General features: G+C 56.4%; 8 protein-coding genes. 2 read left to right on the top strand and 6 right to left on the bottom strand.

Annotated features, from left to right (window positions below; all coding sequences use genetic code 11):
• Positions 1 to 64: 64 nt before the first annotated feature.
• Positions 65 to 2425, bottom strand: a complete 2361-nt coding sequence (lptD, locus tag PTW35_RS15720; protein ID WP_281025786.1) for an LPS assembly protein LptD — start codon at positions 2423 to 2425, stop codon at positions 65 to 67.
• 201 nt (positions 2426 to 2626) lie between these two features.
• On the opposite strand from lptD, the gene djlA reads away from it, so the two are divergent.
• A complete protein-coding gene (gene djlA, locus PTW35_RS15715) occupies positions 2627 to 3469 on the top strand; it encodes a co-chaperone DjlA (protein WP_281025785.1) in 843 nt (280 codons plus the stop codon).
• A 182-nt stretch (positions 3470 to 3651) separates the two neighbouring features.
• On the opposite strand, the gene PTW35_RS15710 is transcribed toward djlA, so the two are convergent.
• The 3 genes from PTW35_RS15710 to rapA form a co-directional block, all read right to left on the bottom strand.
• Positions 3652 to 4605, bottom strand: a complete 954-nt coding sequence (locus tag PTW35_RS15710; protein WP_281025784.1) for a D-2-hydroxyacid dehydrogenase — start codon at positions 4603 to 4605, stop codon at positions 3652 to 3654.
• Positions 4606 to 4673: 68 nt separating this feature from the next.
• Positions 4674 to 5387, bottom strand: coding sequence for a bifunctional tRNA pseudouridine(32) synthase/23S rRNA pseudouridine(746) synthase RluA (gene rluA / locus PTW35_RS15705; RefSeq protein WP_281025783.1), 714 nt, complete (start codon positions 5385 to 5387; stop codon positions 4674 to 4676).
• A 145-nt stretch (positions 5388 to 5532) separates the two neighbouring features.
• On the bottom strand, positions 5533 to 8451 hold the full coding sequence (gene rapA / locus PTW35_RS15700; protein ID WP_281025782.1) for an RNA polymerase-associated protein RapA: 2919 nt from the start codon (positions 8449 to 8451) through the stop codon (positions 5533 to 5535).
• Positions 8452 to 8797: 346 nt separating this feature from the next.
• Between rapA and PTW35_RS15695 the strand changes: the two genes are divergently transcribed.
• Positions 8798 to 10174: a PhoH family protein gene (locus PTW35_RS15695; RefSeq protein WP_281025781.1), complete on the top strand. Its 1377-nt coding sequence runs from the start codon at positions 8798 to 8800 to the stop codon at positions 10172 to 10174.
• A 70-nt stretch (positions 10175 to 10244) separates the two neighbouring features.
• Here the strand turns inward: PTW35_RS15695 and thiQ are convergent, their stop codons facing one another.
• Together thiQ and thiP are read right to left on the bottom strand one after the other, a co-directional pair.
• Positions 10245 to 10964, bottom strand: coding sequence for a thiamine ABC transporter ATP-binding protein (gene thiQ, locus PTW35_RS15690; protein ID WP_281027533.1), 720 nt, complete (start codon positions 10962 to 10964; stop codon positions 10245 to 10247).
• Positions 10964 to 12529: a thiamine/thiamine pyrophosphate ABC transporter permease ThiP gene (gene thiP, locus PTW35_RS15685; RefSeq protein WP_281027532.1), complete on the bottom strand. Its 1566-nt coding sequence runs from the start codon at positions 12527 to 12529 to the stop codon at positions 10964 to 10966. Before thiP ends, thiQ begins: the two co-directional genes overlap by 1 nt.
• Positions 12530 to 12534: the final 5 nt, after the last annotated feature.

Here is a 12534-nt window from a genome sequence, read left to right as displayed (position 1 = left end):
GTTTGTTTCCATCGTGCGCCGGGGCGCGTTAAATCTTGATAGGAAGGGCAGTCCCTTCCTTCTATTAATTATTGAGGTAGAAAGGGCGACCGTAGCTGATCGAGTTGTTGTCACTGGTCGTGCCAATCGGTGCCAACCCAAGTCCAATCAGGCTGAACGAAATACTGAAGTTCCGCTCGTATTCGGCCGGGCTCGACGATACGTTCTGGCGTGTTTTCAGGTATTCGTTATAGCCCAGGCTGATCATCCAGCAGGCCGTGCGGAAGTTAAGGCTGATCTGCCCTTCCAGCATCTGGTTTTCGGTCAGGTCGTGGTAGTAGTCACCGCGCAGCGTCACCCCATTATAGACAGGGAAGCCGGTAGAAAAGCCTAGCTGCGAGATACCGTCCTCGGTATAGCGATTGAGCTGCTCCTCGTCGAGGATGTTATCGAGCAGGTACTCTTTCGAAATATAGCGGTAGTTCAGCTGGCTAAAGGTGCCCCCTTCGCGGTATTCAATCGCACCGTTGGCAAACTGGAGATCTTTTTTGCTGGCGTCATACTGCAAGCCGCCATGGAAGAACAGCCAATCATCGTAGTTAAAGTCCGACTCGAACGCGGTTGCCGAGTAGTTGGGGCTGGTCTCGTTGTCAGTATCTAGGTTTCTGCCGGCATCATTGAGGTAGAAAATTTGCCCCACCGCAATATTGAAGCGCTCCTTGAATTGGTTATCGAAGTAGCGAGACGTGGCACCGACGGTAAACTGATTGGCGGCGGCAATCCGATCGACACTGGAGTAGCGCTTGTCGCGGAACAGGCCGTAGTAGTCCGTTTGCATCAGGGTGGTGTCGTAGGCATCGTAAATCCCTCTTTGATCTACGTCCTTGACATACAGGTACTGGATTTGCGGCTCAAGGCTCTGGGTGTAGCTGTCGCCCCAGATCAGGGTATCCCGCTCGAGGTACAGGCCGCTGTGGAGCCGGATACTCGGCACGGTCCGCGAGACGCTTTCTTCTAGCTCAAGGCCTTTATCCACGATTTCCTGGGCATTGGGGTCAAAGTCCTGGTTGTAGTAGGTGTACATCAGCTTGGCCTCGCTGGTCACCGACCACCAAGGGGTAGCATAAGGCAGCGTCAGGGTCGGCTCGAAATGAACGCGATCCGCGGTTGGCTTGTCTGGGTTGTCATTTTCAAACCGGCTGACATGGCTGTTCAGGGAGAAGTCCAGGCCGTACGGCATGTCTTCGTAGTAATAGTTCGCCTCCACCTGTGGCATCAGGCGGTAGCTTGAAGAGACACCGAGGGTCAGTGGCTGGAAGTCTCGGACACGGAGCGTGGAATCCCAATTGCGGTCACGGTAAGACACTTCTGCCGTTTGCAGCAGGTTGTTGTCTTCTCGCTCACCGATGCTGGAGTCGATATCAGAAAAGTATGTCGGATCGCTGACCTTGCTATAGTCAATTTCGAATAACCAGTGCTGGTTATACATGCCGTTGTGAGACCAGTTGAAGCCCCAGCGTGGATCTTTGTCTGAGTCTTTCTTGTCATTGCCTAGGTACTCGCCGGAGAGGCTGCCCGTACCGAATTCGGTGAGGTAACGGAACTCGGAGTTGAGCTGCAAGCCTCGGTTGCTCATGTACTTCGGTGTGATCGTCATGTCATAGTTGGGCGCGATGTTCCAATAGAACGGGGTTTCGAGCTCGAAGCCATCGCGTGAGCCGTAGCTGACTGATGGGTAGAGGAAACCAGTCAGGCGCTCGTCGCCGACAGGGACCCGAAGGTAGGGCATGTAGAATACCGGGACATCGGCCACTTCGAACCGGGCATTGTAGAGATCGGCAAAGGGCGAGTCATTCTCCCGCTCGATGCTGGTGGCCGAGAACTGCCAGCTTTTGTCGCCCGGCGGACAGGTGGTATAGGTGCCGTTTTTCAGCCGGTAGTAGGAGATCCCGTTTTTGGTCACACGCTCGGCCTCACCGCGACCGGCTTCGCAGGTCATGTTGTAGACCGCATTGTCCATCTGAGAATCTTCGGTATCCAGGTTGCTCTGGATACGGTCTGAATATACCTCGATGGTACCGTCATGGAAGTAGACGTTACCTTCGGCGGTGACAATATTTTCTGGTTGCTGCAGCTTGGCCGTATCGGCGACAACAGTACGGTTACCCTGGCGGACGATAACATCGCCGGTGTAGGTAACGTTCTGGTTATTGAGGGCCTCAGCTTGATCGGCGGTGACTCTGATCGGCTCGTTGTTAGGATCGGCCGGCATCTGCTCTGGGGCAATACAGGTACCACGAATCATTGCCAGTTCGTCAGTTTCATCACTGACCGCAGAGTCGCTACTGGTTGTCTCTGGGGCGGCTTGGTTTGCGTAAGCCACCGTCGGGCCGAAAAGTGCCAGGCTGATCATGGTTGCCAGTAAGCTGCGGGAAGTTGATGACATCTAACTAAACGTTCCTGTAATAAAAGTTTTTAGCGCATTTGTTATTGTTGACTGGGTTTTGACAAGCTTTCCCAGTAAATGCCAGCTATGATAATGCAAATTCTACCCGACGGCATCTTTTGGCTCATTTTTTGACTTTAGCTATCGGGTTTAATGCAAAATAAATATTTCTAAATTTAGCAAATTACCAGAGAGTAGCGAATGCAGGTTTGGGGCAAAATACTTGGGGCATTTTTTGGCTTCCTCCTTGGCGGGCCGTTTGGTTTGTTGTTAGGTCTCTTTTTGGGCCATAAGTTCGATAAAGCGCGTGCAAAAATTTATTACGGTGGCGGGTTTGGCGGTTTTTCCGGTGGCCATAGCTCGGCGGAAAACCAAGCGGCCTTCTTTTATGCGGCCTTTGCCGTCATGGGCCATGTGGCCAAGGCCAAGGGGCGGGTCACCGAAGAAGAAATCCGGGTAGCCAGTGCCTATATGGATCGGATGGGCTTGCAAGGTGAAGCCCGCCGCCAGGCCCAGGAGGCCTTCCGCGAAGGCAAGGAAGAGCATTTTCCATTGGAAGACACCTTGATGCGGGTGCGCCAGGCCAGTGCCGGCCGGGCGGATTTGCTCCAGTTTTTCCTCGAGCTGCAAATCCAGGCAGCGTTTGCCGATGGCTCGTTGCATCCGAGCGAGCGCAAGTTGCTCCATGTCATCGCCCGCATTCTGGGTTTTTCCGCCCAGCAGTTGGAGCAGCGGCTGCACATGCAAGAAGCGGCATTCCGTTTCCAGCAAGGTGGGTTTCACCAGCAGTACCAGCAGCAGGGCACTTACCGCCAGGCTCCGACCCGAGACCAATTGGCCGATGCCTTTGAGTTGATGGGAGTCCCCGAAACAGCCTCTGCGCAGGAGCTCAAGCGGGCCTACCGCAAGCAGATGAACGAGCACCACCCGGATAAGCTGGCAGCCAAGGGCTTGCCGCCGGAGATGATGGAGCTAGCCAAGCAGAAAACCCAGGAGCTACAGGCTGCCTACGATCTGATCCGCAAGGAGAAGGGGTTTAAATAAGGAAGAACGGTGCTTTGGGAACAAAGGCGGTTCTATGAACCTATGGTTTAAGAGCGAAAGTTTGTAACCGTTAGTGACAGATTACCTTGCGTTTTTTGCGCCTGCTTGCAGGACCGCAGGACCACAAAAAAGGCGAGACCGTTGGTCTCGCCTTTTTGCTTTTTAGGGCCGGTGCGTACCCATCAAACCTGATTCTGCGGTATGCCGGCGGCAAACGCATTGAGGTTGTCGACAAGCTGGTTGGCCAGGGCCTGGATGGCACTGTCTGAGCCCCAGGCAACGTGCGGGGTCAGCAGCAGGTTCGGCAAGTGGCTGTTGGCAATCAGCGGGTTATCCTTCCCGGCTGGCTCCTCGGTGAAGACATCGCAGCCGGCCCCGGCGATTTCGCCCGAGGCCAAGGCATCGATCAGGGCCCGCTCGTCCACCAGCCCGCCGCGGCCGGTATTGATCACGATGGCACTGTTTTTCATCTGCTTGAGCTCAGCACGGCCGATGATATTGCGGGTTTCGTGGTTGAGCGGGCAGTGCAGGCTGATCACGTCGGCCTGCTCCAGGACATGGCTGAAAGGCAGGTATCCCTCTCGGCTTTGCGGAGCGCCTTTCCTGTCGGCAAAGATCACTTTCATTCCCAGTGCCCGCCCAAGGGTGGCCATGGCCTGCCCCAATCCTCCGCCACCGATAATGCCCAGGGTCGCGCCGCGAATATCACCGATAGGGTGGGTGAAAAAGCAGAACTGCTTCTTTTCCTGCCAGACGCCTTGCTGGATATCACGATGATAGCCCAATAGGTTGCGGCGCAAGGCGAACATCATGGCAACGGCGTGCTCGGGCACTGAATCGATGGCGTAGCCACGGATATTGCTCACTGTGATGCCCTGCTGGCGGCAGTATGCCAGATCAACGTTGTTGGTGCCGGTGGCGGCAATGGCGATCATCTTGAGCTTTGGCAGTTGGGCTAGGATCGCTGCATCAAGAACCACTTTATTGGTAATGGCGATGGTTGCATCCCTGAGCCGTTCGATGATCTGTTCGGGGTGGGTGGACGAATACTGTGTCCATTGGTGATCAAACTCCGGGGAAGGAAGAGCGATGTGGTCCGGTATCGTGTCGCGGTCGAGAAAGACAATGTGTTCCATGGTTAGCCAAATATAGGATCGAGGATAGTGGGCTTAGTACACACTATCCTCGGCGGCCAACTCAACCCCTAGGATTTGGAATAGTGATCCGGTAGGGTCTTTTGCGGTGCCCCGGTAAAGAACTCACATGGCGCGAACAGGTGCATCGGCGCCCCGCTGCGCGGGTGGAAGAAGCTCAGCTCTGCGGCATGGAGCTGCAGGCGCGGGGCCATCGCTTTGGCCTCCGGGTGGGCGTAGAAGCCATCACCGAGGATCGGATGGCCCAAGGCAAGCAGGTGAACTCGCAGCTGGTGGGAGCGGCCGGTGATCGGACGCAGGCGGACCAGGCTGGCGTTGTTGCCTCGCTCAAGGACTTGATAGTGAGTAACGGAAGGCTTGCCGTCGTCAAAGCAGACCTTTTGCTTCGGCCGGTTTGGCCAATCGCAGATCAGCGGCAGGTCGATAGTCCCGCTGTCTTGCTCGATATGGCCGAATGCACGGGCATAATAGACCTTTTCGGTACGGCGCTCGCGGAACTGGGCCTTGAGATCGCGTTCGGCCTCTTTGTTCAGGGCGAGGACAATCAAGCCTGAGGTGGCCATATCAAGGCGGTGGATGATGTGCGAGTCAGGGAAGTCGGCCAATACCCGAGCATAGATACTGTCATGGAACGCAGGATCACGGCCTGGGTTCGAGAGCATGCCTGACGGCTTGTTGACGGCAATGATATCGTCGTCCTGGTACAGGATATCCAACCAAGGATCTTTGGGGGGGTTGTAATCAATCTCTGGCAGTGTGCTCATGGTCGCAGGGTCCGCTATAAGGGCCGGTAAAAGAGGCCGTGAAATTGGAAGGCGGCGATAATAGCATAATTGCCCGCGGCGTAATGCGCCTGAAACAAAAAAGCCGCCTGTGAAGGCGGCTGGAAATAGCGATGCGACAGGGCGCTTAACCGTGGCTGACTACGATAAGGCGTAGCGAGTCCAGTTGGATCTGCGCCTTGGCGATGTAGCCGGTGAGCTCCTCGATTTGGTTTTCGATCAGCTCAAGCTCGTCGTCACGAATATTCGGGTTGACCGCCTTCAGAGCCTGGAGACGATCCAGCTCTGCGCGTAGCGTTGCTTCCATCTCGGCTTGGGCTGCGTCGCGGATAGCAACCAGCTCACCGGATACCACTTGTTCAGCACTTTCAATCAAGGTGTGAATATCTTTCTGCACCGAGTTCACCAGCTTGCTGCCAAGGTGGCGGTTAACCGGGCTCAGCTGGCGGTTGAAGCCTTCGAACTCGACCTTGGCCGACAGGTTGTTGCCCTTGGCGTCTAGCAAGATGCGGATCGGTGTCTTCGGCAGGAAGCGGCCGATACCGGATTGCTTCGGTGCCTGGGCATCAACCACATACACCAACTCAAGCAGCAAGGTACCCGCAGGCAGCGCCTTGTTCTTCAGCAGCGATACCGCCGTGGTACCGACACCTTCGGACAGCAGCAGATCGATACCGCCCTGGATCATCGGGTGCTCCCAGCTGATGAAGTGCAGATCTTCACGTGATAGCGCGGTGTCACGGTCGAAGGTGATGGTACAACCATCGTAAGGCAGGCCTGGGTAGCTCGCCACCATCATGTGCTCAGACGGGGTTACCACAATGGCGTTCTCGCCTTTGTCGTCCTGGTTCAGGCCGATAGTATCGAACAGACCAAGGGCAAAGGTCACCAGATTGGTGTCGCCGTCTTTGCTGCTGATCTCTTCAACCAGCTTCTGGGCGTCAGCGCCGCCGTTGGAATGGATTTCCAGCAGGCGGTCACGGCCTTGCTCCAGCTTACCCTTGAGCTCATGGTGCATTGATGCACTTTTTTCGATGAGCTCATCGAGTTGGTCGCCGTCAGGCTTGTCGCTGGCCAGCAGCTCCAGCAGATCGCCGCTGAAGGCATCGTACACGGCACGGCCGGTCGGACAGGTTTCTTCAAAGGCATTAAGACCTTCGTTGTACCAGCGGGCCAGTAGGGCTTGCGAGGTGCCCTGTAGGTGCGGCACATGAATTTCGATATCACGCTTCTGGCCAATACGGTCAAGACGGCCGATGCGCTGTTCAAGCAGATCCGGGTTGTTCGGTAGATCGAACATCACCAACTGGTTGGCGAACTGGAAGTTGCGGCCTTCCGAGCCAATCTCAGAACACAGTAGTACCTGGGCACCGTCTTCTTCCTGGGCGAAGTAGGCGGCAGCCTTGTCGCGCTCGATGATCGACATGCCTTCGTGGAACACGGTGGCACGGATCCCCTCGCGCTCACGCAGAGCTTGCTCGAGGATCAGGGCTGTTTGGGCGCGAGAGCAGATCACCAGCACTTTTTCCTGGCGGTTGGCTTTGAGCATATCCAGCAGCCAGTTTACGCGTGGGTCGAAATGCCACCAGGTTGCGGAGTCACCTTCGAACTCCTGGTAGATATCTTCTGGGTACAGCAGCTTGAAGGCCTTTTGCTCCACGCTCATTTTGCCGCCCATCATACCGGCTACGCGCATGGCGGTTTGGTACTGCGATGGCAAGTCCAGCGGATACATGTTGAGGTGGCGCTGCGGGAAGCCCTTGATAGCGGCGCGGGTGTTTCGGAACAGTACGCGACCGGTACCGTGGCGGTCCATCAAGTTGTCGATCAGTTCGTGGCGAACGGTCTGCTGTTGCTCTGGGTCGAGATTATCGGCTTCGATAATGCGCAGCATCGGTTCGATATCTTGCTCCGGCAGCAACTCCACCAGGGTATTCTTGGCGTCGTTGTCGAGCTTCTCGCCAGACAGCAGGCGGGATACCGCATCGGCGACCGGGGCATACTGGCGTTCTTCTTCGACGAAGGCGTCGTAGTCGTAGAAACGGTCCGGGTCGAGCAGGCGCAGGCGGGCAAAGTGGCTCTCGTGGCCCAATTGTTCTGGGGTTGCCGTCAGCAGCAGCACGCCCGGCGCCTTTTCGGCCAGCTCCTCTACCACCTGGTATTGGCGGCTCGGCTTGTCTTCGCTCCACTCAAGGTGGTGGGCTTCATCGACCACCAGCAGATCCCAGTCGGCATCCAGCGCTTGCTCGAAGCGGCGGCGGCTTTTGCGCAGGAAGTCCAGCGAGCACAGCACGTACTGGGCGGTATCGAACGGGTTGGCTGAATCGGCAAAGGCTTCGACGCAGCGCTCTTCGTCGAAAATTGAGAAGTGCAGGTTGAAGCGGCGCATCATTTCGACCAGCCACTGGTGCTGCAGGGTCTCAGGTACCAGGATCAAGATACGCTCGGCCCGGCCCGACAGCACCTGCTGGTGGATGATCATCCCGGCCTCGATAGTTTTACCCAGGCCGACTTCATCGGCCAGCAGTACGCGCGGCGCATAGCGGCGGCCGACTTCATGGGCGATGTAAAGCTGGTGGGGGATCAGGCCGGCACGCATACCGCACAGGCCACGCAACGGGCTCTTGTGTTGCTCGTACTGGTTCTTGAGCGCGCGATAGCGCAACGCAAAGCGATCCATCCGGTCAATCTGGCCGGCGAACAGTTTGTCCTGCGGCTTGTTGAAGCGGATTTGGTTGCTGAGGAAAATCTCACGCAGGGCGACATTCTCTTCGCCGGTATCGGTACGGGTACCGATGTAGGTAAAGACGCCGCCGGTTTCGTCGACCTGCTCGACATTGAGCGACCAGCCGTCATGGCTTTCAACCACATCACCGACATTGAACATTACACGGGTCACGGGGGCATCATTGCGCGCATAAAGTCGGTTCTCTTCACTGGCTGAGAACATCAGAGTCACGGTTCTGGCATCGACAGCCACGACCGTACCTAGACCCAGATCACTTTCAGTATCACTGATCCAACGTTGGCCCAAAGCAAATGGCATAGTGGTTAAAACCTTCTAATTATTTGAAATTAAGGAAAATGCTAAGCCGATGCACCAGCATTTATGAACTACACTCAAAGTAATACCGTACTAGATGGTATCTACCAGCTGCCGCTGGCAGCGAGTATCGGTATATAAGTGTAAGCCAGAATCCGCACCGGTAAAAAGGGGAGTAATGTTACTGCAAGCCGTGAGCAAGGTCACGGTCATTGTGACAAGAAAGTACCAAACTGTAACTGTCACATTTTTTTAATTATCTCCGGTCTTAAATAGTATTACCCCCGTTTGGCGGGCACAGGAAATACCCTGGTGGAGCACCCACCGTTTTGTTACCAAGGAGGTACCTATGGATGAAGCTGGCAGGAAAGTTTTCGTTCTAGACACCAATATTCTGCTTCATGAGCCCCTCGCAGTTTATTCCTTCAAAGAGCATGATGTTGTTATTCCGATGACGGTGCTCGAAGAACTCGATCGCATCAAGGACAGTAAGCGGGATGTCTCCCGTGATGCCCGGGTTGCCATCCGCACCCTGGAAGATATCTTCCATGACGCCACCCCCGAGCAAATCGCCGAGGGTATTCCTCTTAGCCCACAAGGTGGCGAGCTTGGCAAGGTTGCCATTTTTGCCGATTACGAAGTCACCGAAACGGTCCACGCCTTTGCCGACAAGGCAGGGGATAACCGTATCCTCAATGGCGTACTGTTTCTCCAGGCCCACTACGCCCCGCGAGAAGTGGTACTGATCACCAAAGACATCAATATGCGGCTGCGTGCCAAAGGGGCCGGGGTCTGTTTTGTCGACGACTATCGCACCGACCAGCTGATTGATGATGTCAAAATGCTGACCAAGGGGTTCTACCAGTTCAGTGGCAACTTCTGGGAGCGGGTCGGTGAATGCTATTCGGAGAAGAAGGGACGCTCGACCGTGCATACTCTGCCAGCGGAGTTGTTCGAGGCGCCATTTATCAACCAATATCTGATTGACGAGGACAGTGACTTTGCCGGTCGGGTCCAATCGATTGATGCTGGAACCCTGACCTTGAAAGATATCGGCCACGAGCGGATGCTAAGCCGCCAGGCCTGGGGGATCCACCCGAAAAACATCTACCAGGGCATGGCGCTGGATGCTTTGATGGACCCGAAAATTGACCTGGTGATCCTAACGGGTCCTGCCGGGTGTGGTAAAACCATTCTGGCCATGGCAGCGGCGTTGGAGCAAGTGATAGAAAAAGGGATGTATGACAAGATCATCGTGACCCGTAATACCCCGGAAATAGCAGAGTCCATTGGTTACCTACCGGGTACTGAGGAAGAGAAAATGATGCCATGGCTGGCGGCGGTCACCGATACCATGGAGGCTTTGCACAAACACGATGTGTGTACCGATGGCTCGATGAAGTACATTTACGACAAGGCCAATATTCAATTTAAATCGATTAACTTTATGCGCGGACGTTCCATCCAGAATGCATTTGTATTACTGGATGAGTGTCAGAATCTCACCGCCTCCCAGATCAAAACCATCATCACTCGCTGCGGGGAGGGCACCAAGCTGGTTTGTTCCGGTAACCTGGCCCAGATTGACTCCAGTTACCTGTCTCCTGTTACGTCGGGCTTGACCTATATCGTCGAGCGTTTCAAGAATTTTGAGGGCAGTGCCAATATCTATCTCAATGGCGTTGTCCGCAGCCGGTTGGCTGAGTTCGCCGAGGAAAACCTGTAGTACCTGCAGGTCTTATCTGTAACCTATTAGCAAAAGCGAGCCATCTGGCTCGCTTTTCCGTTCATGCCCCTCAGTGGCCGAGGTAATGTACCAGGGCAGGATCGCTGGGGGCGGCCAAAACGTCCCGGCACGGACCAAACACCTTCACCCGCCCCTGGTAGATAAAGGCGCACCTGTCGGCAATTTTCAGGGCATCCTCTGGGCTATGGGTGACCATCAGCACGGTCGTTCCCTGCTCCCGGGCCAGTTTGCTGACCAGCTCCAGCATTTCCTTGCGCAGTGCCGGATCCAGGGCCGAGAACGGCTCATCAAGCAGCAGTAGAGGGCGCTGGCGGATCAGGCAGCGTGCCAAGGCCACCCGCTGGCGCTGGCCGCCGGAGAGTTGCTCCGGCAGGCGGTCAAGGTAGCCCTGGAGCCCAACTTTCGCCGCGGCGACCACCACTTGCTCTTTCTGTTCGTTGCTGAGCTTGAGGGCCGGGTTCAAGCCGAGGCCGATATTTTCATACACACTCAGGTGGGGGAACAGGTTGTGCTCCTGAAACAAGATTGAGAGCGGCCGCTGGGCCGGGTGCTGCTGGACGATAGGCTGGCCGTTGACCGTCAGCGTGCCGCTGTCGGGGGCGAGGAAGCCTGCCACCATGGCAAGCAGGGTACTTTTACCGGCACCGCTCGGGCCGAGCAGGGCGACAATATCTCCGGCCTCTACGCTGAGGTCGAAACATAGCTGGGTAGATTGGCCGGGTTGCTTGGGGTGATGGAAGCAATGTTGTAGGCGCTGCAAAATTAACATCATGGAGTCCGGATGATCAGTTTTTCAACCAAGGAGAAGAGACCGAGGCTAAGGGTGAGCAGGATCAGGGCAGCCACGGCGGCGGCGTCCATCTGGTAGCTGCCGAGTAACTGGAACAAATACAGTGGCAGGGTCTGGAAATCCTGGCTGCCAAACAGCGCGATTGCGCCCAAGTCACCGAGTGACAGGACAAAGCCGATCGCCAGAGACTGGGCAAATGGCTTTTTCAAGGCCCGCCATTCCACCAGCTTGAGCCGCGATAGCCCGGCCATCCCGAGGCTTTGGCACAAGGGATCATATTGCTGGGCAACGTGGAGCATGGGCTGGCTGAGGGTTTTGAGTACATACGGCAGCGCCATCAGGGCATTGACTGCGATGACAACCCAGAAAGCGACGGCAAACGCATCGGTGAACTGGCGCAGCAGCAGGAAGATCCCGGTACTCAGGACCAGCCCCGGCGTGACCAGGATAATGGTGCCGATCAGATCCAGGCCATCAGCCTGCCAGCGCTGGTGGCGAAGCCGCCATTGCCTGCTGGTCAGAAGGATTGCCACCCCGCCAACCACTGCCAAAAGACAAGCCAGACTGGCGATCCGCAGTGAGTTGAATACTGCCTGCCACAGCCCGGGGCTGCGCAGCGAGGTGAGGGTTTGGCTGTTGAACCCGGCAAGGATGACCGCAATCAGCGGGGGGAGTACCAGCAGCAGGGCCAACCCGATCCAGCCCCAGTCCCAGCAGCGGCTGGCCAGACTGTCAAACTGGCTCTGGCGCCGGCTTGTGATGGATTGGCTCGAGGTCGCCAGCGGCTTGGCAAAGCGCTGGCTCAATAGCACCAGGCTGCAACACAGCAGCATCTGCCACAGGGCGAGAATCGCACCGCCGGCCAGGTCGAAGTCGTAGCGCAGGGCCTGGTAGATAGCCAGCTCAATCGTGGTTGCCTTGGGGCCGCCGCCCAGTGCCATGATGACCGCAAAGCTGGTAAAGCACAGCATAAAGATCAGGCTGACGACATGGGGAAGTTGCTGGCGCAGTCGTGGCCAGGCAACGAAGCGGAAGGTCTGCCAGCTCGACATACCGAGATGGGTGGCCAATTGGTGCTGCTCAAAGGGGATCCCCTCGAGGCTTTGGACAAACAGCCGTGCTGCCAGAGGGAGGTTGAGGAAAACATGGGCCAACAAGATCCCCTGCAGGCCGTAGAGTGAAAAGCTGCCCTGCCAGCCCAGCATTGCCAGTACCCCGGTTAGCACACCGTTGTTGCCGTAGATCGCCAGCAGGCCGAATACCGCGACCAGTACCGGCAGCACCAGGGTCATGGCAAAGATCCGCATCAGCAAGGCTTTGCCGGGAAATTGCCGGCGTGACAGGGCATAGGCAACCGGGATCGCCGGCAGCGTGCTCAGTAGGGTTGAAAGCAGGGCCTGGGTAAAGGAGAAACCGGTAATATGGCGTAGGTAGGGATCGTGCCATAGCGAGGCAATGTCGAGAGCACTGGCCTCATTGACCAGGGCACCAAGGGCGCTGATCACCAGGCACAGGATAAGCCCGGCGGTGACAAGGCCGGGCATCAGTT

The organism is Photobacterium sp. DA100 (genome assembly GCF_029223585.1).
Classification (GTDB): Bacteria; Pseudomonadota; Gammaproteobacteria; order Enterobacterales; family Vibrionaceae; genus Photobacterium.
The sequence above is the reverse complement of the archived record's forward strand: the minus strand, read 5'-3'. Positions and strand labels throughout refer to the sequence as shown.